This is a genomic window from Rhodoferax sp., from assembly GCF_028715765.1.
In the GTDB taxonomy this organism is placed as follows: Bacteria; Pseudomonadota; Gammaproteobacteria; order Burkholderiales; family Burkholderiaceae_C; genus Rhodoferax.
Map to the genome: position 1 here is coordinate 1 of NZ_JAQURE010000023.1, position 21,826 is coordinate 21,826.

Sequence of the window (21,826 nt, forward strand, 5' to 3'; positions counted from 1 at the left end):
CACGGGCATGGGCGGCGCCTCGCAAGCCATTGACCACGGCAATGCGGCCATGGCGCAAAACCCCGCCACTTTGGGCATGATGGCTGACGGCACAGCTCGGCTGGATGTGGCCTTTGGTATTTTGGGTCCGGATGTGTCAAGCACGATGACGGGTATGCCCACCGCCAAATCTGGTGGCACTTCCTATGTGATGCCCGCATTTGGCTACACCCGCCGCAGCGGTGCTTTGACCTATGGGCTGGGCATGTTTGCGCAGGGTGGTATGGGGACCGAATATGACGCAACTTCTTTCATGGCGGGGGGCACTGGCTTGCCAGCTCGCTCTGAGCTGGGTGTCGGAAATGTCATTTTTCCCTTGGCCTATCAAGTCAATCCAAATTTAACGGTTGGGGCGACCTTCAAGTTCATGTGGTCATCGTTGGATATGCAGATGGCCGCCACAGGGGCACAGTTGGCGGGTTTGGCGCAGGCCTCGGGGATTGCGCCCACTGGAAATCTGGCGGTAGCCTTGCCTGCACTGGCGGGTGCACCCACGGCAAGACTCAGTTTTTCCGATGACAACAAGTTCACGGGTGCCGCAAAATCAACCGGTTTTGGTGCAGCTTTAGGCATGACCTACAAGCTCAACCAAGATGTCACCATGGGCGCGTCTTATCAGTTCAAGTCAGCTCTCAATGACATGCAAACTGCTGCAAGCGCCGCCAGCATCAGTGCACCTGGGTTTTTGGACAACGGGAAAATCACGGTCATCGATTTTCAAATGCCCTCTGTTTTGGCAATTGGAACCGGTTGGCAAGTGTCCCACTCTCTGCTGTTGGCCGCAGACCTGAAATACATCGGCTGGGCGGATGCCATGAAAAGCTTCAAAATGCGTTACGACAGTGCGCAAATGGGAGGCTCTGTCAATTTCGCCATGCAGCAAGACTGGAAAGACCAAACCGTGTTGAATCTCGGTCTGGCATGGAAGGCCAACGATGCGCTTACCTTGCGTGCCGGTCTCAATCTGGCAGACAACCCGGTGCCAGATCAGTTTGTCAACCCCTTGTTTCCCGCGACGGTGCGTGACCACGTGACCCTTGGTTTGGGTTACCAAGTATCCAAAGCGGGGGACTTCAACATGTCAGTCACCATGGCTCCAGCGGTTAACGTCAACAGCGGCTCTGGCGTGGCCATTTCCCACGCTCAAACCAACTGGCAATTCATGTACAGCCACCGGTTTTAACCCCAGGCCGATGCAAGTCTGAAGACCTTCAAGCCTTGGCGCTTGAAGTTGTCTGACCAAAGCCACCGCCAGGTGGCTTTTTTGTTTCTGTTTGAGCAGCAGCTGTGCGGCTTGGCGCATGAGATTGAACCTGACCACACTGAATCGACATCTGAACGCTTAAACCAAACCCGTAAAATCACTTGCTTCATGCTTTTGACCGCATGGTTTATCTCTTCAACGCGACCCACGTCGCCTTCAAAAAACTATGTTGACCTTCCAGCAAATCATATTGAAACTGCAATCCTATTGGGATGCCCAAGGCTGTGCGCTGTTGCAGCCTTATGACATGGAAGTGGGCGCAGGCACTTCACACACAGCTACATTTTTAAGAGCTTTGGGGCCGGAGCCCTGGAAAGCTGCTTATGTGCAGCCTAGCCGCCGTCCGAAAGACGGCCGCTATGGCGAAAACCCCAACCGTTTGCAACACTACTACCAGTACCAAGTGGTGCTCAAGCCGGCTCCCAGCAATATCCTTGAGCTGTATTTGGGTTCACTTGAAGCGCTTGGCTTTGATCTGAAGAAAAACGACATCCGCTTTGTTGAAGACGATTGGGAAAACCCCACCCTGGGTGCCTGGGGTTTGGGCTGGGAGGTCTGGCTCAACGGCATGGAAGTCACGCAGTTCACCTATTTTCAGCAGGTGGGTGGCATTGACTGCAGGCCCATCACGGGTGAGATCACCTATGGCCTGGAACGCTTGGCCATGTACCTGCAAGGTGTGGACAACGTCTACAACCTGATTTGGACCACCACGCCTGATGGCCGCCAGTTGACCTATGGTGATGTGTACAAACAAAACGAGGTGGAGCAGTCCACCTACAACTTTGAGCACAGCGATGCCGACTTTTTGTTCACCGCTTTCACTGCGCACGAAAAGCAGGCCAAGCATTTGATGGACGTGCAACTGGCCTTGCCCGCCTACGAGCAAGTGCTGAAATGCGCCCACAGCTTCAACCTGCTCGATGCCCGTGGTGCCATTTCTGTGACCGAGCGCGCCGCCTACATTGGGCGCATTCGGAATTTGGCGCGTGGAGTGGCGCAGAGTTACTTTGAATCCAGAGAGCGACTGGGTTTCCCCATGGCACCCCGCGCCTGGGTGGAACAGATGAACAAGAAAGCCGCTTGACCATGACAATCCAAAACTTACTCGTTGAACTGTTTGTAGAAGAACTGCCGCCCAAAGCACTGAAGAAACTGGGCGAGGCTTTTGCTAACCAGTTGGCAGAATCCTTGCGCAGCCTGGGTTTGCTGGCTGACGACTCGGTGACCACACCCTTTGCCTCACCACGTCGCCTGGCCGCACACATCACCCACGTGGCTGCCAAAGCTGCTGACAAACTGGTGCAGCAAAAGCTCATGCCTGTCAGTGTCGGGCTCAATGCCCAAGGCCTGGCCACACCAGCCCTGTTGAAAAGACTGCAAGCCCTGGGTGCGGATGTGTCTGACCCTGTGTTTGCCGTGGCCGCCTTGCACAAAGCGCCAGATGGCAAAAATGAAGCGCTGTTCTTTGAAAGCCTGGTCACCGGCGCCACGCTTGATGTGGGCTTGCAGCAGGCGCTGGAAGCGGCACTGAGCAAATTGCCCATTCCCAAAGTCATGAGCTATCAGCTAGAAACTGATTGTGAGTTGCCGGGCTGGAGCAGCGTCAATTTTGTGCGCCCGGCGCATGGGCTGGTGGCTTTGCATGGCAGCAGTGTGGTGCCGGTGAAAGTGCTGGGGCTCACAGCTGGCAACGCCACGCAAGGGCACCGCTTTGAAGCCGCCAAGTCGCCTGTGGTCATTGCCACTGCTGACAGTTATGCAGACACCTTGCGCACCGATGGCGCCGTCATTGCCAGTTTTGCCGAGCGCCATGCGGCCATTGTTGCTCAGCTCAAGCGGGCTGCAGAGCAGGTAGGACAAGGGTCACATGCTATTGAAGATGAAGCGTTGCTGGACGAAGTCACGGCCTTGGTGGAACGGCCTAATGTGCTGGTGTGCGAGTTTGAGCCCCAGTTTCTGGAGGTGCCGCAAGAGTGCTTGATTTTGACCATGAAGGCCAACCAGAAGTATTTCCCGCTGCTGGACGCCAGCAACAAGCTCACCAACAGATTCCTGGTGGTGAGCAACATCAGCCCAGCCGATGCCAGCTTGGTCATTGGCGGCAACGAGCGCGTGGTGCGCCCGCGCCTGAGCGATGCCAAATTCTTCTTTGACCAAGACCGCAAAAAGACGCTGACCTCGCGCGTGGACGGACTTGACAAAGTGGTTTATCACAACAAGCTGGGCACGCAAGGTGAACGCACCCAGCGCGTGGCTGCCATTGCCCAAGCCATTGCCGCGCAGTTGGGTGATGCAGGTTTGGTCGCGCAGGTGACCGAGGCAGCGCAGCTTGCCAAAACCGATTTGCTGACCGACATGGTCGGTGAATTCCCCGAGCTGCAAGGCATCATGGGCGGGTATTACGCGCTCAACGATGGTTTGAGTCTGGAGGTGGCGCAAGCCATTGAAGACCATTACAAGCCGCGCTTTGCCGGTGACGAATTGCCGCGCAACCTGACGGGTGTGGTGGTGGCGTTGGCTGACAAGTTGGAAACCCTGGTCGGTATGTTTGGCATTGGCAACCTGCCCACCGGTGACAAAGACCCGTTTGCCCTGCGCCGCCATGCGCTGGGTGTGATTCGGATGTTGGTTGAAAAGCATTTGCCGTTAGGCGTGAATGCGTTATTGAACAGCGCTGCGGAACAGTTCAAAAATATGGATGGTTTTGACTTTGGGCGCGCGGTTGTTGAGCTTGAGGATTTCATTGACGACCGCCTCGCCGGTTCCCTGCGCGACCAAGGCTTCAGCGCCCAGGAAGTTGATGCCGTGTTAGCGCTCAAGCCGCAGCGCCTGGGCGACGTGCCCAAACGTCTGGCAGCTGTGCGCGCCTTTGCCGCTTTGCCCGAAGCACCCGCCTTGGCCGCTGCCAACAAGCGCATCAGCAACATCCTGAAGAAAGCGGGCGAGGTTGACGCCCATGTCAGCACACTGCTGCTGCAAGAGCCTGCAGAGGCTGCGTTGTTTGCCGCCATGGACACTGTGCTGCCGCAAGCCCAAGCCCAGTGTGACGCGCAGGATTACACCGCTGCGCTGCAAACTTTGGCCGCACTGCGTGCGCCTGTGGATGCCTTTTTTGAAGGTGTCATGGTCAATGCCGAGGCCACTGACCTGCGCCTGAACCGCTTGGGGCTGCTGAAAAAACTGCATGGGGTGATGAACCAGGTGGCTGATCTGTCCCGTTTGGCAGCCTGAACCTCAGCCTGAAAGCACGCCATGACACCGATCAAATTGGTCATTCTTGACCGCGATGGCACCATCAACCACGACAGTCTGGACTTTATTAAGACCGCCAGTGAATGGGTGCCACTGCCTGGCGCTTTGGAAGCCATTGCCCGGCTGAACCATGCTGGCTGGCATGTGGTGGTGGCCAGCAACCAGTCGGGTCTGGGGCGCGGCTTGTTTGAGGTGTCTGACCTGAACGACATTCATGCCAAGATGCACACCATGTTGGCCGCCGTGGGCGGGCGCATTGATGCCGTGTTTTACTGCCCACATGCGCCCACAGAAGAATGCCGCTGTCGCAAACCCAGCCCAGGTCTTTTTGAGCAAATCTCAGACCGCTATGGCTTTGGGCTCAAAGGCGTGCCCACTGTGGGCGACTCGGCTCGCGACCTGGCTGCGGGTGTAGCGACGGGGTGTGAGCCGCATTTGGTGTTGACCGGCAAAGCTGCAGGCTTGGGCAGTCAACCCCTGCCCGCAGAATACCCGGCGCATACCCAGGTGCATGAAAACTTGTCTGCCTTTGTGGATGCTTTGCTGGGGGCAGACACGGCTGTCAGCTGAGTCTATTTGCTATATTTATTATAGCTATTTACGCTTTATTTATAAGCGCTAGAGGCTTATTTCTTATGTATTTTTAAAGCATGTTCCGTTCTGTTTTGCATCTGCTTTGGATGGTGGTGACCGTCATCCCCTGGACGCTGGCGGTGTTGCTGGTGTCGCTGTGGCCACCCCGTACCCGTGCCTGGTGGACAGCCGTGAGCTGGTTTCGTGTGGTGATCTGGGGCACCCGGAAGATCTTGGGCGTGCAGATCAACGTGCTTGGGTTGTCGAATTTGCCCGTGGGTCAAACCAGTGCCGCGGTGTTGCTCAGCAATCACCAGTCCACCTTGGAAACCCTGCTGCTGCCCACCTTGATGCCGCACCCGTTGGCTTTTGTGTTCAAGCGCGAGCTGCTCAAAGTGCCGTTTTTTGGCTGGTCGATGGCGCGGCTTGACATGATTCACATCAACCGCGAATCGCGCACCGAAGCCATGAAACACATCATGGCACAGGGCTGCCGGTTGCTGGCGCAGGGCACCTGGGTCATCATGTTTCCACAAGGCACGCGCCTGCCGCGCGGTGAAAATGGCACCTACCAAACGGCTGGCACCCGTTTGGCGGTGCAAGCGGGCGCGCCCATTGTGCCGATTGCAGTGGCCACGGCGCGCTGCTGGCCTAAAGAGGTATTTACCAAACAACCCGGGGTGGTGACAGTGTCGATTGGTGCGCCCATTGAGAGCGCCGGCCGTGACCCCAAGGCACTGATGCGTGAAGTGGAGGTCTGGATTGAGGCCGAACTGCGCCGCATTGACCCCGAGGCCTATCCCGCTGTTTGAGGTCCCCGCTCGCCCATGCACCCCTTGCTGCGCTTTACCCTTGATTTATTTGAATCAAATCAGCCTCTAGACCTTGATAATCAAGCGCAAGGCGCTATCAATAAAAGTTCAAGAAAATTGCCAAAAACGGCTGTTGTGCCAAACCCAGACTACTCTGCACCCATTCGTTCGGCGTTGCAAGGTACGCATTTTCGCCACCCCAGAGCCAACCGCGAGATGCGCCTGGGGCACGCCTGGGTGGCTTTTGAATTCAAGCGCGCCAGCCGCCGCAGCATTGGCTTTAGCGTCAGTGCCGAGGGCTTGGCGGTCAAGGCGCCGCAATGGGTGCTGTTGGCCGACGTCGATGCCGCCTTGCAGGCCAAAGCTGCATGGATTGTGCGCAAGCTGCAAGAAACCCGTGAGCGCCATGCGCGTCTGTCGGCGCAAGAAATCGTCTGGCAAGACGATGCCACGCTGGGCTACCTGGGGCAGCCGATTCGGCTGCAGCTTGATTCACGTCAGGCGGTAGGTGCTGCGGGTGCCGAGCTGCTCAGCGCTGATGCGGCTCAAAGTGCTGCCTGCGCTGGCGTCTCACAAGTTCTTCGTTTGGCACTGCCCCACACCGCCACGGCACAGCAAATTCAGGATGCCGCGCAGGCTTGGCTGATGCGCCAAGCCAAGGCGTATTTTGAGCAGCGGCTCAACCACTTTGCCCCGCTGCTGGGTGTGCAATGGAAAAAACTGGCGCTGAGCAACGCTGGTACGCGCTGGGGCAGTGCCAAAGCCGATGGCTCCATTCGGCTCAACTGGCGGCTGATCCATTTGCGCCCCTCGGTGATTGATTACGTGGTGGCGCATGAGCTGAGCCACTTGCGGGTGATGGATCACAGCCCCCGCTTTTGGGACACCGTGCGCACCGTGGTGCCTGATTACGCTGCCCTGCGCCAGCAGCTTAAAAACGAAGCTTCACCGCGCTGAGTGCTGGGCGGTATCAACCAACAGATCGTTAATCTGCCTCAAACTGCGTGGCGTTTTTGCCCTGAAATGGCGCATAAAACGCCTTGATTTTGATCATGTCGGCTTCCAGGTCGCCACAGGGCACAAAGACCGGCCCCAGGCCGCTGATTTTGCGGTGGTAGTCCATGTAGGCCATCACAATGGGCACCCGGGCTGCCACGGCGATGTGATAGAAGCCAGTTTTCCAGTGGGGCACCTTGCTGCGCGTGCCTTCCGGCGGCACGATCAATTGCAGCGCCCCATGCGCTTCTTGCAGGGCTTGGGCTGAAGCGGCCACCAGGTTGTTGGCTTTGGAGCGGTCTACAGCGATGCCACCCAGCCAGCGCATCAGCGGGCCAAACGGAAAATTGAAAATGCTGGCCTTGCCCATCCAATACACATTCAGGCGCAGTGAAAAAGCCACCATCAGGGTGTATGGCAGGTCCCAATTGCTGGTGTGTGGGGCGGCAATGAAGACGCTTTTTCGCGCCTCCGGGGGCAAACTTCCCAACACCTGCCAGCCCGCTAACCGCAAAAAAAACACCGAAAAAGCACGCAGCAAAGTGTTGACGATGGGGGTGGAAAAAATGGTGCGGTGCATCGGTTTGATCGGTGTTGGCGGTTTGGTGTGGGGGCGATTATGGCTTTGAAGTTGCCGCTGAAAGCGCGCAACAACGCCATTGCGGTTGGGCGACAATCCACGCCACATTGCGTGTTGCACGCATCTTGCAACTTCAATCTATTTGCATGTTTATTTCTTCACGCCAAAGTGTTTTGCGAAACGCCTGGGTCAGACTGGCCTTGGGTGCTGTCTTTGTGCTGGCGCTGGCTGGTGTGGATGCAGCATGGCGACCGACCCAGCCCGCACCGGCGCAAGCCCGCTGGCCCGCCATGTCTGCACCGGGTGATCAACCCCTGGTGCTGCAAGCGCAGGGGCACATTCCCATGCCGCCCCAGACCCCCGCCGCACATGCCAGCAGTTTGCTGGCCATGCCAGCCGATGCGGCGCAAGGTGTGTTGGCGTTTTGGTTTGCCGGCACCAAAGAAAGTGCGCCCGACATTGGCATTGCCGTGGCGGGCTTTGACCGTGCCAGCCAACAGTGGCAAGCCGCACGGTTTGTGGTGGAGCGCCAGGCGCTGGGGCAAGCGCTGGGTTTTGGCGTGCGCCGCATTGGCAACCCGGTGGCTTGGCTGGATGCTGACCACCAAGTACACCTGTTTGTGGTGGCTACGGGGCCCGGCGGCTGGGCGGCCAGCCGCATTGTTCAACTGCGCCAAAGCAGTGCCAGCGCGGCAGCGGCTGAGTTGACCTTCAAGCCAGTGCGCGTGTTGCCACTGGCCTGGGGCTGGAACATCAGCCACCTGGTACGCACTGCGCCTCTGCCCTTGCAAGACGGTGGCATGGTGTTGCCGGTGCATTTTGAGCTGGGCTTGAAAATTCCGCTGGCGCTGCGCTTCGGTGCCAGAGGCGAGTTTTTAGGCATGGTGCGCATCTCAAGGCGCACCCATGTGCTGCAACCCACGCTGGTGATGCAGTCTGCCCAGCAGTGGCTGGCTTTCATGCGCGACCAGCGCCCTGAGGGCCGCGTCACGGTAGCGCAAACGCAAGACGGCGGCCAGCACTGGCAAGATTTGCCCGACCTGGCGCTGGTCAACCCCGATGCCTCGGTGGCTGGCTTGGGGCTAGCGCCAGGGCGCATGGTGCTGGCGCACAACACGTCGGCGCATTCGCGCACGCTGCTGGATTTAAGCCAGTCGGTCAACGGCCAGCAGTGGCTGCCGCTGCAGGCGCTGGCGCACGGCAGCGGCACGCAAGAGTTTTCTTACCCAGCACTGGCCTGGGCAGACGACAGTCTGTGGGTGAGCTACACCGACCAGCGTCAGCGTGTGGCCTGGCAACGCTTTGGTGTGAGCCAGAGGTAACTTGCCGTGGACATGACATTTTTTCAATGGCTGGTGAACCACACGGCGCCTGCGCTGCCAGACCCGAGCGTGGCACGCTGGGCGCTGCATGCTGCTTGGGGGCTGCTGCTGGCGGCATTGACTTGGCGCGTGGGGCGGCGATTGCACCCTGGCGTGAGGGGGATGGGGGCTGGGATGCTGCTGCTGTGGGCGCTGTGGCCGGGGTCACAGTCGGTTGCTTTTGGGTTGGGGCTGGCTTTTCAGTCGCCCAGCGTGATGGCCGTGCTGCTGGCGCTGGCTTGGGTGCTGCCAGCACGCTCGATGCAGGACTATGCGGCGTTCACTGCTGGGCACAGCCGCACATCAAACTGGCCCACGACCTTGCTCACTTTCGCGGGTGTGCTGTTGGGCTGGGTGCTGCTGGGCGACATGCTGGCCTGGTGGCCAGTGTCGGTGTACGCCTGGGGATTCAGCCCGGCGGCGCTGATGGCGGTGGCTGCGGTGTTGGCGCTGTGGTGGATGCTGGGCGGCTACCGCGCGCACCGACTGGCGTGGGTGTTGGCTTTGGCGCTAGGGTTTTTTGTGAGCTTACGGTTGCCCAGTGGCAATGTTTGGGATGCAATGCTTGACCCCTGGCTGTGGTTGGTGTTGCACGCTGTGCTGCTGCGCCGGTTGATGCCAAAACGCCGGGTTTGAATGCTCTCCTTCCCTCTTTGGGGGAAGGCAGGAAAGGCAGAGATGGGGGGCTGACTTGCGGCCACCTGCTTATTGTTGATGTTTGCGCAGCAGCCACTCGCGTCTGAGCAACCATTGCTGTGGGTACCACACGTTGGCCCAGGTGATCTCGCCGCTGGCGTGGCGGCCTTTCACTTCCCAACGTTGGCCAAGCACGGTGCACTTTGGCAGGCACAGCGGCTCGGTTGCTTCATCAGCGGTTTGCAGCCACACCACTGCATCATGTTTTTCAAGCAAATCGCTTAGAAATAAAGCGTTGTCAGCTCTTGATAAGCTAGCACGGCCATCCCCGTCATAGGGCAAAAAACGGTTGCCTGGCAAGACAAATTCAAAGCGCTCAAACTGGCCGTTGAAGCTGCTGGGCACTGCCACCCGCTGCGCCGTGAGCGACCTGAGCACCGTTTCGCTGTAGTGCCCGGCCGCCCCGTTGAGTGGCGCGGTGGCCAGGCCAAACAGCGCAAACACCCCCAGCGTTGCGGCCAGGGTGCAAGCGCGTGTCCAGGCGGGTTGGATCAAGCCCGCTAGCACAACGCTTAAGCCAGCAGCCGTTGCCATCAGGCTCCAGACCACCTCAGTTGTACTGCCTAAATTCAGTACAAATTGCGCCCAGGCAATGCGCCCCAAAAATGCCAAAAACACCCCGCACAACAGCAGCGACGGCACAAACCACAGCCGGCCAATGCGCTGCCAATAGAGCGCCAGCAGCATGGCCAGTGCCGGCATGGCCGGAATCAGATAGCGCGCCGAGCGCTGGCTGGGCAACGTGAACACCAGCAACCACACCGCCAGCCACACCCACAACACCTGCACAGGGGTCAGCTGGTTGTGCCACAGGCGCACACCGTGCCGCCACACCTGACGCGCACCCAGCACCATGCCCCCCAACACCACAAAGGCCAGCAAACCAGCGTTCTGCGCATAACCCAATGTCTGTGCCCACATGCTGAAGCCGCCGCCAAACAAAGCGGTGTGCCAGTAGCCGGCGCTGTTGCTCATCTTGCCCGCGTTTTCAGCCAGCACAAATTCTTGCCACACTGCGGCTGGGTCGGGGTCGAGCACAAACCACAGGCCAAAAATCCCCAGTGCCATGACGGCGCTCAAGCTCACTTTCAAGGTGGCATCAATGACTTGGGGCCAGCGCACAGGCCATTGGGTCACCAGCAAGGCACACCACAGCGTGGCTGCTGCCGGGGCAATCAGTGCAAACGATTTGTAGGCCAACCCCACACCCAAAGCCAGCCCTAGCCCGACGTGTACCTGCCAGCTCAGACCTTTGGGTTCTGCGGCCAGCCCCCATCCCAGCCTTCCCCCATGAGGGGAAGGAGTCACTTCCATAGACTGATTGACTTCACTCCCTCCCTCTTTGGGGGAGGGTTGGGGTGGGGGCTTGCGGTCTGGTTCACTGCGCTGCGCCGCATCAGCATGCTGCAGCCAGCGCCACAGCAGCACAAACATCGGCAGGCTGAGCCAAAAGGTCTCAGGCGCGCTGGTCAGGTAGGTGCGGCCAAACCTGAAGGTGCAGAAAAAAGCCAGGTAAATGCAGGCCGCCAGCAGGGCGCGATGGGTGTCTCGGCTGATGCGTTGCACCGTGAAACCAATGGCACCTGCCAGCAGCAAGGTGTAGGCCACGCTGGGCGCGCGCAGCGCGGCCATGGTCCAGTGCTGCCCCCAGTCTCCGGCCAGCATGGCCTGCCAAAACAGCATGGGCGGCTTGGTGTTGCGCATGTGATCAAGCTCTGAGACCAGGGGCAGCCATTGCCCGCTGGCCGCTGTCAAGCGGGCAATATGGGTGTAAACCAGCTCGTCGCCATTGGTGGGCACATATTGCCCGTCCAGCCCCAGCAGGTACACCGCCACGGCCAGGCACAGCAGCGCCAGCCAGCCCAGCGTGGGCTTATTTGGCCGTGCGCTCTTTGGCATAGCTGTCGTAGGTTTGGGTGGGAACCTTGGCCAGGCAGTCTTTGCGGGCGGCAGGCGCTTGGGCTTCGCATTGGTTCACCGCCGCTTGATGCATCGATTCATACCAGGCCGAGGTTGAGCAGGCGCTCAACAGCATGGCACTCAAAGCCATGAAAACAGGGGCAAATCGGGGTGATGTCATCTGAAAAACTCCATGCAAAGGCCAATCAAAACCGTGGGCAACGCAATGCGCACCGCAGTTGATTACAAGCCGGAATTATCAGGGTGCGCGGCGGGTTTTTGGGGCTTGCGGTGGCCAAAGGTCCAGTGGTCGTTGGCCAGGAAGTTGCTCACACTGGCCACCACAATGGCTAGCACATTGGCCACCAGGTAGTGCAACGAATGCGCTAGCCACAGCGTCAGGCCATATTGCAGCCCAATGCCCAACCACGAGGCCAGCGCGTAGCGACCCAGCTGACCGCTGATGACTGAAAAGCGGGTGTGCGCCAATTCGGTGTGGTGGGCGTGCGCGGCTTGCACCCGGTCGGCCCAGGTCCATAACCGGTTCCAGGTGAAATTGTTGACGGTGGCCACGCTGATGGCCAGTGCCAGCGAGGCATAGAGCCGCTGGCGCGGGTTGGCAATGGCGGCAAACAGATGCTCCTGCGCCACAAACAGTACCACCATGTTGACCACCGTGCCGCTGGCACCCACCAAGCCGAACTTGATGTAGCGAAAGGTTTTCAGCCACTCGACGAGTTGGAAGGCGCGCTCAGACCAGCTGCTGATAGGTGTCATGCGTGAAGAACCGGTTCAGAACCTAAGGCGGCGTGGCTGCAGTCTGCTTGGGATGGAACCGTTTGATTTAATATTTGTAGTGCCTCACGCAACACTGGTAAGGGCTGTAGGCGTTTTAGGCATTGATTGTCACCATCGCAAAAAGTTTGCCGGTGGTTGTAGGCAGACAGGCAGGGTGAACACGCCACACCAGCTTCAAGCACGCGGGCCCGCGGCCCCAGCGGGCCGTAGAGGCGACCGGTTTCGGGGCCGAAAAACACCATGGTTTGAATCGGTGTCAGGCTGGCAAAGTGGCCGGGACCGCCGTCGTTGGTGATGAGCAGCTGGGCGGCGTGAAACAGCATCAGCAACTCGCGAATGCTTTTGGTGTAGCCGGTTAAATCCACGCAGAACTCACTGGCCACGTCTGCACGCAGTTGGCTGGCCAGCGCGGCATCGTCTCGCAGGCCAATCAGCCCCACGGCATGACCCGCATCCACCAAGCCTTTGGCCAGCTGGGCGTAATGCGATGCTGGCCAGGCGCGCTCGGGCAGCAAGCCGCCTCCGGCGTAGAGCAGCACCACTTGGCGGCCAGCCAGGGTGGGGTGGTCGGCATGCATTTTTTGCCGGTAGCGGGTCAGCTCGGCGGCGTCAAAAGGCACTGACAGACAGGTGTCAGAGGGTAAGGCGCGCACCGGTGCCGCTTTGTGGCGCGGCATGGCGGCATCGTCCAGCGCGTCCACCAGCGACAAAAATTGTTGCGTGATGTGTTGGTAGGGGTTGTAGGGAATGGCGCGGTTGATGAAGCTGCCGCGGTACAAACCTTCTTGCGTGTGCGGGGTGAAGCCAGCACGCAGCGGCGCACCAGAGAGGTAGCTCATCAAGCTGCTGATGCGGGAAAACAGTTCGCAGTCAATCACCGCGTCCAGCGGCAAGGCGCGCAGGGTTTGGCTCACACGCCAAATGTCGCCCAGCAGCCCCAGGCCTGCGCTGTCGTCAAGGGCATGCAGGTGCTCTGACTTGGCCAAGCCCAACAGCTTGGCGACTTCCTGGTTTTTTTTGAGCTGCAACACGTGCACCGTGGCGCTGGGGTAGCGCTGGCGCAGGGCGGCAAACATCGGGCCGGCCAGCACCACACTGCCCATTTCAGATAACAAGATCACCAGAATATGGCGCGGCGCTTGGGGCATGACTTGCACCTTGTTGCCCCAAAGCCTTGCCCACAGCGACACCGCTGCACACAAGGCCTGACCCACCCAGCGGTCAATCCAGCGTTGTGTTTGCAGCTTCATGGGCAGGGTGGGCGGTGCGCGGGTTACAGGCCAGCCGCGGCACGCAAGGCAGCGGCGCGGTCGGTGCGCTCCCAGGTGAACTCGGGCTCTTCACGGCCAAAGTGGCCATATGCCGCAGTTTTCTCGTAGATCGGGCGCAGCAAGTCAAGCATCTGGATGATGCCGCGTGGGCGCAGGTCGAAGTGGATGTTGACCAAAGCCGCAATTTCATCGTCAGGAATCACGCCCGTGCCTTCGGTGTACACCGTCACGTTCATCGGTTTGGCCACCCCAATGGCGTAGGCCACTTGCACCTGGCACTGGCGCGCCAAGCCCGCGGCCACAATGTTTTTCGCCACGTAGCGGGTGGCGTAGGCGGCCGAACGGTCTACCTTGCTGGGGTCTTTGCCGCTGAAGGCACCACCACCGTGTGGGCAAGCGCCGCCGTAGGTGTCCACAATGATCTTGCGACCGGTCAGGCCGCAATCGCCTTGCGGTCCCCCCACCACAAAGCGGCCGGTGGGGTTGATGAGGTACTTGGTGTCAGCCGTGAGCCATTCTTTGGGCAACACGGGTTTGATGATTTCTTCGCGAATGGCTTCGTAAAACGCATCGGTCATGCGGTTACCCAGGCTCATCTCGGGGCTGTGCTGGGTTGACAACACCACGGTGTCAATGCTGTGCGGTTTGCCGTCCACATAGCGCATGGTGACCTGGCTCTTGGCATCCGGGCGCAAAAACGGCAGACGGCCATCTTTGCGCAACTGGGCTTGGCGCTCCACCAGGCGGTGCGCGTAGTAAATGGGGGCGGGCATCAATTCAGGGGTTTCGTTGCAAGCGTAGCCAAACATCAGGCCTTGGTCGCCAGCGCCGGTGTTGAGGTGGTCGTCAGACGCATGGTCAACGCCTTGCGCGATGTCGTTGCTTTGCTTGTCGTAGGCCACCAGCACGGCACAGCCTTTGTAGTCAATGCCGTATTCGGTGTTGTCGTAGCCAATGCGCTTGATGGTGTCGCGCGCCACCTGGATGTAATCCACATTGGCGTTGGTGGTGATTTCACCGGCCAGCACCACCAAGCCGGTGTTGCACAGGGTTTCGGCGGCCACCCGTGACTTAGGGTCTTGTTTGAAGATGGCATCCAAAATGGCGTCTGAAATTTGGTCAGACACCTTGTCGGGATGGCCTTCAGAGACGGATTCGGAAGTGAAAAGAAAGTCGTTGGACATGATTGAAAAGCTCCTAAAAATAAAACAACAGGGTTTGCGTTGCTTTGGCTTTTGGGGGCTTTCAGCGAACGCTTTAGCAGAGGTGTCAATGATTTGACAAGGCACAATGGCGTCTTTTAGGGCAGCCGAAAGTGTGTGTCGCCCTGCAAGTAGTTCTGTAACTCGGCGACAGCGCATAGTTTATCTCAGCCCATGACCACCCTTTTCAAAATCATGTCTTACCTGCCGCTGTGGCTGCTGCACGCCAAAGGCTGGGTGTTGGGCTGGCTGGCGTTTGGCTTGTCGGGGGTCTACCGGCGCCGTTTTTTGGCCAACGCCAGGCTGGCCGGCTTGCCCTGGCGCAGCATTCGGGCGGCGGTGGGCGAGAGTGGCAAGTTGGTGCTGGAGCTGCCGCGCTTGTGGTTGGGCTCACCAGTGCCCGTGTTGTGGGCGGGCGCCCAGCATGTGGAGGCAGCTTTGGCGCAGGGGCGCGGCATTGTGTTTTTGACACCGCATTTGGGCTGCTTTGAGATCACTGCCCAGGCTTACGCCCAGCGCTTTGCCGCCGCTGGCAAACCCATGACAGTGCTGTTTCGCCCGCCACGTCAGACTTGGCTGCGTGCCGTGGTGCAGGCCTCGCGTCAGCGCCCGGGTTTGCTGACCGCGCCCACCACGCTCTCCGGGGTCAAGCAGATGATCAAAGCGCTCAAACGCGGCGAGTCGGTCGGCTTGCTGCCAGACCAAGTGCCGCCGCGGGGCATGGGGGTGTGGGTGCCATTTTTTGGCGCACCGGCCTATACCATGACCTTGTCGGTGCGCTTGCTGCAGCAAACCGGGGCTTGTGTGCTGCTGGCGTGGGGCGAGCGTCTGCCTTCGGGGCAAGGCTTTCGGGTGCATGTGCAGCCACTGCCAGAGACGCTGCCCACCGGCCTGGAAGAGGCTGCCAGCGCCATCAACCAAGCCATGGAGGGCTTGGTGCGACAGTGTCCACAGCAGTATTTGTGGGGCTATGCACGTTACAAACAGCCGCGTGAGCTGCTTTGAATAGATGGACTTGAAGTCATGACGACCCGCTTTTTTTTGCTCATGATGCGCGCTCTGGCGTGGTTGCCGCTGGCATGGGTGCGCGCTTTGGGACACCTGCTGGGGTGGCTGCTGTATGCCGTGGTGGGGTCGCGCAGGCGCGTGGTGCAAACCAATCTGCGGCTGTGTTTTGCCGGGCTTGAACCGACCCAGGTGCGGGCGTTGTCACGCCGGGTGTTTGTGCGCTTTGCCCAGGCGTGGCTGGATCGGGGTTGGCTCTGGCATGGCTCTGAACGGGTGTTGCGCCAGCGCCTGCATTTGACGGGCGCGGTCAGCGAACTCAGCGGCCAAGACCCAACGGTGATTTTTGCCCCGCATTTTGTGGGTCTGGATGCTGGCTGGACGGCGCTCACACAGCAACTGCCGCGCCACTTCACCACCATTTACACCGCGCAGGCCAACCCGGTGGCAGACGCCTGGATTTTGCGTGGCCGCCAACGCTTTACCTCAGGGCGTTTGTTTGGCCGGGTCGAGGGCGTGAAAACGATTGTGTCGAGCTTGCGCCAGGGGGATGTGCTTTACCTGTTGCCCGACATGAATTTTGGGCCGCATGAGTCGGTGTTTGTGCCGTTTTATGGTGTGCAGGCCTGCACCGTGCCGTCTTTGTCGCGCTTTGCCAAGCTCGGGCGTGCCAAGGTGGTGCCTGTGGTGACCCGCATGACGGATGCGGGCTACGACGTGCAGGTGTTGCCGGCCTGGACCCACTTTCCAGGTGACGATGCGCTGATAGACACCGCACTGATGAACCAGCACCTGCAAAGTTACATCGATGCCATGCCCGAGCAGTATTACTGGGTGCACAAACGGTTCAAAGACCGGCCTGCTGATGAGGCTGAAATTTATACGTAAAAATAGGCTCTAGCGTTTATGTATAAAGCGCTAATAGCTATATAAATTATAGCTTAATCCGCAGCAATGGGGGCTTGTGTGGGGGTGTCGCTGGGCACTTCAGTTACCTCTGCCGGATGCGCCCATTGCCACAGCAAGGTGGCTACGTCGTCAATGCCCTGGCGTTTGGTGGCTGAAAACAGACGTACTTCGCCCCCGCCAGCGTTGAGTTTCATGATGTGAAGGGCTTTGGTTTGCTCGGCGCGGGTCAGTTTGTCGGCCTTGGTCAAGATCACCAGAAACTTCAAGCCCTCCTCAACCCGCGGGCGCACCACCTCCAGCAGCACTTCGTCAAGCTCGGTCAGACCGTGACGGGGGTCGCACATCAGCACAATGGCTTTGAGGTTTTCGCGCGTGACCAGGTAGTTGGCCATGACCTGCTGCCAGCGAATCTTGTCTTGTTTGGGGACAGCGGCGTAGCCATAGCCAGGCAAATCGGCCAACACCGCGTCGGTGACACTTTGTTTGCCCAACGCAAACAAGTTGATGTGCTGGGTGCGGCCAGGTTTTTTAGAGGCAAAAGCCAGTTGCTTTTGCTGTGTCAGGGTGTTGATGCAGGTGGATTTACCTGCATTGGAGCGCCCTACAAAGGCGATTTCTGGCACATCGAGCGCGGGTAAAAACTGCAGTTGCGGCGCAGTGGTTAGAAATTTGGCGGTGTGCAACCACCCCAGTGCCAGCGCTGGGGTCACGCTCACGCTGGTGTTGGCCCCCTGGTGTGACAAATTTGCAGAGGTGGGCGGTGAGATTGAAATCATGGTGGGCACAGAGTTGAATGGCTACATTGTAGAATTGCAGGGTTTTCCCCCACACCCTTCAACTCAACTGCCTACTTATGAAACTGATTGCCACATTCACCGTTGCTGCCGCCTTGGCCACCGCTGTTTTTTCAAGTTTTGCGAACGAAGCCGCAGCAGTTGCAGCACCTAAGGCCGATCTGGCCAAAGGCGAAGCCAGCTTTACCGCCATTTGTGCCGCCTGCCACGCACCAGATGGCAATTCCTTGATTCCCGAAAACCCCAAATTGGCGCAACAGCATCCTCAGTACATCGTCAAACAGTTGACCGAGTTCAAGGCTGGCAAACGCGAAAACGCTGTGATGAATGGCATGGCAGCGGCGTTGAGTGACGATGACATGAAAAACATTGCGTATTGGGTCACTACCAAAAAAGCCACACCCGGCGCGGCGCAAGACAAAGAGTTGGTGTTGTTGGGTGAAAAAATTTACCGCGGTGGCATTGCCGACCGCCAAGTCCCGGCTTGTGCAGGTTGCCACAGCCCCAACGGTGCTGGCATTCCGGCGCAGTACCCCCGCTTGAGTGGCCAACACGCCACTTATGCCGCCGCACAATTGACCGCTTTCCGCGATGGCGTGCGTAAAAACAATGTGGTCATGACCGGTGTTGCCGCCAAGTTGAATGACCGCGAAATCAAAGCCGTGTCAGACTACGTGGCCGGTTTGCACTGAAAACTGTGGGTTGATCTTGTGCCCAAGTGACTGAGTTCACTGGGGTCTAAAAAAGGCAAGCTGCTCTGGGCAGCTTGCCTTTTTTTTCTGGGGTGGTGGCCAACAAGGGCTTTGGTGTGCCTGGCGCGTGAAAAACTGTAAGAAGTTTTATGCTTGCGCGACTGATCAGCATCAAGGAAAAACACCATGCACACCTCATCTTCATCCACAGGTTTTGTTCACCCAATCTCCAGCGAAATCACACCGCTGGCAGCCTACCAATCACGCCGCGACCTGATGCGCATGCTGGCCACGGGCGCAGCTGGTGCGGCGCTGGCCTCTTGGGCTGGACGTGCGGCCTTGGCCCAAAGCTATGTGCCACCCGCCAAGTTGCCTGCGTTAGGTCATGGCAAAAGCACGGTGCCAGGGGCGATGAGTCTGGAGAAGGTGACAGACTACAAACACGCCAGCAGCTACAACAATTTTTACGAATTCGGTACCGACAAAGCCGACCCGGCGCGCACCGCGCACACCCTGAAAACCAGCCCGTGGTCGGTTGACATTGAAGGCTTGGTCAAGAAGCCTGGCCGGTACGCGCTGGAAGACTTGCTCAAACTCAGCCCGATGGAAGAGCGCATTTACCGCTTGCGTTGCGTCGAGGGTTGGTCGATGGTGATCCCGTGGGTGGGGTACTCATTGGTTGAGCTGATCAAAAAAGTGGAGCCTTTGGGCAGTGCCAAATTTGTTGAATTCGTCACCCTGGCTGATGCCAAAACCATGCCCGGTGTCGGGGCGCGGGTGTTGGACTGGCCCTACGTTGAAGGTTTGCGCCTGGACGAGGCCATGCACCCGCTCACGCTGCTGGCGTTTGGCATGTATGGCGAGGTGTTGCCCAAGCAAAGCGGTGCGCCGCTGCGTTTGGTGGTGCCGTGGAAATATGGGTTCAAGAGTGGCAAGAGCCTGGTCAAAATCCGCTTCACTGACAAGCAACCCGCCACCGCCTGGAACAAAGCTGCAGCCAATGAATATGGCTTTTATTCCAATGTGAACCCAGACGTTGACCACCCCCGCTGGAGCCAGGCCACCGAGCGGCGCATTGGCGAAGACGGGTTGTTTGCCAAAAAGCGCAAAACCCTGCTGTTCAACGGCTACGAAGCGCAAGTGGGGCAGTTGTATGCGGGCATGGATTTGAAAAAGAATTTTTAAGGCGGCGGGCGTGACGGCAGGGTTTTCATTCAAGGCACTGTGCCTGCACCCGCTGGCCAAGCCAGTGCTGTTTGGTTTGGCGGTGTTGCCGTTGGGCTATTTGGTTTGGGGCGCTGTGTTTGATCAGTTGGGTGCCAACCCGGCGGAAGCGCTGGTGCGGGCCACGGGTGACTGGACGCTGCGCTTTTTGTGTCTGGTACTAGCCATCACACCGCTGCGGGTGCTGACTGGCCAGGCGGCGCTGGCCAGGTTCAGGCGCATGATGGGCTTGTTTGTGTATTTTTATGTGGTGTTGCACTTGCTCAGTTACAGCGGGTTTGACATGGGATTTGAGGTGGCTGACATGGCCAAAGACATCGCCAAACGGCCGTTTATCTTGGTCGGTTTTACCGCCTTTGTGCTGCTAAGCATGATGGCGTTGACCTCTTTCAACCGTGCCATCAAGTGGCTGGGTGCGGCCACTTGGAAGCGCGTGCACCAGGCGGTGTATGCGGTAGCCGGCTTGGCTGTGTTGCATTTTTTCTGGATGCGTGCTGGCAAAAACAATTTTGCCGAGGTGGCGGTTTACGCCGCCATATTGAGTGCATTGCTCGGTTGGCGGGTTTGGTTTTATATAAGAAAAATGCCTCTAGCGCTTATGAAATAAGCGTAAGTAGCTATTATTTAACTAGCATCTAGCAGGTGTTCCAGACGCATTTGATCGGTATAACTTTCGCGTTCGCGGATCACTTGCGCCCGCTTGCCGTCGATCAGCACCTCGGCAGCGCGGTTGCGGGTGTTGTAGTTGCTTGACATGCTCATGCAATAGGCACCCGCCGAGAGCACCGCCAGATGGTCGCCGGGTTGGGCATTCAAGGCGCGGTCGTGGCCAATCCAGTCGCCGCTTTCGCAGATGGGCCCTACCACCTCCCAACTTTGAGTGGGCTCAGGCCGCTGGCGCAGCGGCACGATCTGGTGGTAGGCCTGGTACATGGCGGGGCGGGGCAGGTCGTTCATGGCAGCATCGACCACCATGAAGTTTTTTTGCTCGCCGGGTTTCAGGTACAGCACTTCGGTTAGGCACACGCCAGCGTTGCCCACCAGGGAGCGACCCGGCTCAATCATCAAATGGCGCTGGCCGAAGCCGCGCGCATCCAGCTTGGCCAGCAACTGAGCCCACAGTTGGTCGGCAGCGGGTGGGGTCTCACCATGGTAGTCAATGCCCAGGCCACCGCCCAGGTCGATGTGCGCAATGGGCACCCCCGCCGCTTCAATGGCTTGCACCAGGTCTAGCATTCTGTCCATGGCATCTAGGTAGGGCGAGGCTTGGGTGATTTGTGAACCAATGTGGCAGTCAATGCCCAGCACCTGCAGGCCGGGCAGGGCTGCAGCGCGCTGGTAGGTGTGCACCACGCGCTCGTGAGCAATGCCAAATTTGTTGCCTTTGAGACCGGTAGAAATGTAGGGGTGGGTTTGCGGATCGACATTGGGGTTGACGCGAATGCTCACTGGCGCGCGCAGCCCCATGTCAAGCGCCACCTGGTTGAGCACGTCAAGCTCGGCCTCGCTCTCGACATTGAAGCAGCCAATGCCCGCTTGCAATGCCGCCCGCATTTCAGCCCGTGTTTTGCCCACGCCAGAAAAAATGATGCGCTCAGGCTGGCCACCGGCGGCCAGCACCCGCGTCATTTCCCCCAGCGAGACCACGTCAAAGCCGCATCCGGCTTGGGCAAAGACCTGAATCACGCCGAGCGATGAATTGGCTTTCATGGCATAGCAAATTTGCACTTGGCGCCCGGCAAAACCGCGCTGGTAGGCTGCCAGTGCGCTCAACATGCCGGCTTTGGAGTAGGCAAACAAGGGGGTGCCGTGCTGCTGCACCAGGTCGGCCAATGGCACATCTTCCATGCACAGTTCGGCGTTCTGGTAAGCAATGAAAGGTTGGCCGGGGAGGGTGGAATGGCTCATTGATTTTGCGGGGCTGAGGCGGCGGGTGCTGCTGGGGGTGAAAGAAGGGTGGGGCGCAAACTCTCGGGCAAGGAGGCACGTGGTGCGCCTTGGGACGGCGGCAGGTACAGCGCGCCTTGTTGACCACAGCCCCCTAACGCAACCGTGCAGACACCAAGGGCAACGGTGCGCACTAGAATTTGATGAAACAACTGCATGGTGAAATTGTAATGACCGACTCAGAATTCATGGACTTGGCAGAGCGCGTGCTCAAAGGGGTAGAAACCAGCTGCGACCGCCTCAACGACACCACCGATGTCGACCTAGACAACCAGCGCACCGGCGGCATGATCACTTTGGTGTTTGCCAACCGCAGCCAAATTGTCATCAATTTGCAAAAACCCTTGCATGAGATTTGGCTGGCTGCGAAATGCGGTGGTTTTCACTATCAATATGATGGCAAGCAGTGGATGGATACCAAGGGTCAGGGTGAGTTTTTTGCATCGCTGTCACGCTACGCCAGCGAGCAAGCGGGCAACGCCCTCAGCTTTTCAATGTGACGCTGCCCC

At 58.8% G+C, this 21,826-nt stretch carries 23 protein-coding genes; 14 read left to right on the plus strand and 9 right to left on the minus strand.

The genetic code is table 11. The annotated features are described in order from the left end of the window. The 6 genes from PHT20_RS09505 to PHT20_RS09530 all read left to right on the plus strand — a co-directional run. On the plus strand, positions 1–1,222 hold a 1,222-nt coding region (locus PHT20_RS09505; protein ID WP_301020335.1), incomplete at its 5' end, for a DUF5723 family protein. A 247-nt stretch (positions 1,223–1,469) separates the two neighbouring features. Then, positions 1,470–2,390 (plus strand): glycine--tRNA ligase subunit alpha, encoded by a 921-nt coding sequence (glyQ, locus tag PHT20_RS09510; protein ID WP_301020336.1) that lies wholly within the window; start codon positions 1,470–1,472, stop codon positions 2,388–2,390. A 2-nt stretch (positions 2,391–2,392) separates the two neighbouring features. Beyond that, positions 2,393–4,537, plus strand: coding sequence for a glycine--tRNA ligase subunit beta (glyS, locus tag PHT20_RS09515; RefSeq protein ID WP_301020337.1), 2,145 nt, complete (start codon positions 2,393–2,395; stop codon positions 4,535–4,537). Between the two features lie 21 nt (positions 4,538–4,558). Then, positions 4,559–5,128, plus strand: a complete 570-nt coding sequence (gene gmhB, locus PHT20_RS09520; protein ID WP_301020338.1) for a D-glycero-beta-D-manno-heptose 1,7-bisphosphate 7-phosphatase — start codon at positions 4,559–4,561, stop codon at positions 5,126–5,128. 80 nt (positions 5,129–5,208) lie between these two features. Continuing rightward, entirely contained in the window at positions 5,209–5,943 is a 735-nt protein-coding gene (locus PHT20_RS09525) for a lysophospholipid acyltransferase family protein (protein ID WP_301020339.1), read from the plus strand. Between the two features lie 15 nt (positions 5,944–5,958). Then, a complete protein-coding gene (locus tag PHT20_RS09530) occupies positions 5,959–6,900 on the plus strand; it encodes a SprT family zinc-dependent metalloprotease (protein WP_301020340.1) in 942 nt (313 codons plus the stop codon). A 28-nt stretch (positions 6,901–6,928) separates the two neighbouring features. Here PHT20_RS09530 and PHT20_RS09535 read toward each other — a convergent pair whose 3' ends face one another. Next, positions 6,929–7,519, minus strand: a complete 591-nt coding sequence (locus PHT20_RS09535; RefSeq protein WP_301020341.1) for a lysophospholipid acyltransferase family protein — start codon at positions 7,517–7,519, stop codon at positions 6,929–6,931. A 146-nt stretch (positions 7,520–7,665) separates the two neighbouring features. Here PHT20_RS09535 and PHT20_RS09540 point away from each other — a divergent pair, with 146 nt between their 5' ends. Together PHT20_RS09540 and PHT20_RS09545 are read left to right on the plus strand one after the other, a co-directional pair. After that, a complete protein-coding gene (locus PHT20_RS09540; protein WP_301020342.1) occupies positions 7,666–8,841 on the plus strand; it encodes a sialidase family protein in 1,176 nt (391 codons plus the stop codon). 12 nt (positions 8,842–8,853) lie between these two features. Continuing rightward, entirely contained in the window at positions 8,854–9,516 is a 663-nt protein-coding gene (locus PHT20_RS09545) for a hypothetical protein (RefSeq protein ID WP_301020343.1), read from the plus strand. Between the two features lie 69 nt (positions 9,517–9,585). Here the strand turns inward: PHT20_RS09545 and PHT20_RS09550 are convergent, their stop codons facing one another. The 5 genes from PHT20_RS09550 to metK form a co-directional block, all read right to left on the minus strand. After that, entirely contained in the window at positions 9,586–11,475 is a 1,890-nt protein-coding gene (locus tag PHT20_RS09550; RefSeq protein WP_301020344.1) for a hypothetical protein, read from the minus strand. After that, entirely contained in the window at positions 11,450–11,656 is a 207-nt protein-coding gene (locus tag PHT20_RS09555) for a hypothetical protein (protein ID WP_301020345.1), read from the minus strand. Before PHT20_RS09555 ends, PHT20_RS09550 begins: the two co-directional genes overlap by 26 nt. Positions 11,657–11,718: 62 nt before the next feature. Further along, entirely contained in the window at positions 11,719–12,252 is a 534-nt protein-coding gene (locus PHT20_RS09560; RefSeq protein ID WP_301020346.1) for a GtrA family protein, read from the minus strand. After that, positions 12,249–13,523, minus strand: a complete 1,275-nt coding sequence (locus PHT20_RS09565) for a glycosyltransferase family 9 protein (RefSeq protein WP_301020347.1) — start codon at positions 13,521–13,523, stop codon at positions 12,249–12,251. Before PHT20_RS09565 ends, PHT20_RS09560 begins: the two co-directional genes overlap by 4 nt. A 23-nt stretch (positions 13,524–13,546) precedes the next feature. Then, complete coding sequence (gene metK, locus PHT20_RS09570; RefSeq protein ID WP_300086029.1) at positions 13,547–14,728, minus strand: methionine adenosyltransferase; 1,182 nt, start codon at positions 14,726–14,728, stop codon at positions 13,547–13,549. A 192-nt stretch (positions 14,729–14,920) separates the two neighbouring features. Between metK and PHT20_RS09575 the strand changes: the two genes are divergently transcribed. Further along, positions 14,921–15,751 carry a lysophospholipid acyltransferase family protein gene (locus tag PHT20_RS09575; protein WP_301020348.1) on the plus strand — a complete coding sequence of 277 codons (831 nt, stop codon included), beginning with the start codon at positions 14,921–14,923 and terminating at the stop codon, positions 15,749–15,751. 18 nt (positions 15,752–15,769) lie between these two features. Continuing rightward, the gene (locus PHT20_RS09580) at positions 15,770–16,639 is read left to right on the plus strand and encodes a lipid A biosynthesis acyltransferase (RefSeq protein ID WP_300086023.1); all 870 of its coding nucleotides are present in this window, start codon (positions 15,770–15,772) and stop codon (positions 16,637–16,639) included. Positions 16,640–16,692: 53 nt separating this feature from the next. Here PHT20_RS09580 and yihA read toward each other — a convergent pair whose 3' ends face one another. Further along, positions 16,693–17,358: a ribosome biogenesis GTP-binding protein YihA/YsxC gene (gene yihA / locus PHT20_RS09585; protein ID WP_300086065.1), complete on the minus strand. Its 666-nt coding sequence runs from the start codon at positions 17,356–17,358 to the stop codon at positions 16,693–16,695. A gap of 155 nt (positions 17,359–17,513) precedes the next feature. Here yihA and PHT20_RS09590 point away from each other — a divergent pair, with 155 nt between their 5' ends. The 3 genes from PHT20_RS09590 (at position 17,514) to PHT20_RS09600 (ending at position 19,977) form a co-directional block, all read left to right on the plus strand. Next, positions 17,514–18,146, plus strand: coding sequence for a c-type cytochrome (locus PHT20_RS09590; RefSeq protein ID WP_300086021.1), 633 nt, complete (start codon positions 17,514–17,516; stop codon positions 18,144–18,146). Between the two features lie 186 nt (positions 18,147–18,332). Continuing rightward, positions 18,333–19,331 (plus strand): protein-methionine-sulfoxide reductase catalytic subunit MsrP, encoded by a 999-nt coding sequence (gene msrP, locus PHT20_RS09595; RefSeq protein ID WP_301020349.1) that lies wholly within the window; start codon positions 18,333–18,335, stop codon positions 19,329–19,331. Between the two features lie 10 nt (positions 19,332–19,341). Beyond that, entirely contained in the window at positions 19,342–19,977 is a 636-nt protein-coding gene (locus PHT20_RS09600; RefSeq protein WP_301020350.1) for a protein-methionine-sulfoxide reductase heme-binding subunit MsrQ, read from the plus strand. Positions 19,978–19,994: 17 nt separating this feature from the next. On the opposite strand, the gene lysA is transcribed toward PHT20_RS09600, so the two are convergent. Together lysA and PHT20_RS16735 are read right to left on the minus strand one after the other, a co-directional pair. Continuing rightward, entirely contained in the window at positions 19,995–21,278 is a 1,284-nt protein-coding gene (gene lysA, locus PHT20_RS09605; protein WP_301020351.1) for a diaminopimelate decarboxylase, read from the minus strand. Beyond that, on the minus strand, positions 21,275–21,475 hold the full coding sequence (locus tag PHT20_RS16735) for a lipoprotein (protein ID WP_366520916.1): 201 nt from the start codon (positions 21,473–21,475) through the stop codon (positions 21,275–21,277). Before PHT20_RS16735 ends, lysA begins: the two co-directional genes overlap by 4 nt. Before the next feature lie 12 nt (positions 21,476–21,487). Between PHT20_RS16735 and cyaY the strand changes: the two genes are divergently transcribed. Then, positions 21,488–21,817, plus strand: coding sequence for an iron donor protein CyaY (gene cyaY, locus PHT20_RS09610; protein WP_301020352.1), 330 nt, complete (start codon positions 21,488–21,490; stop codon positions 21,815–21,817). Positions 21,818–21,826: the final 9 nt, after the last annotated feature.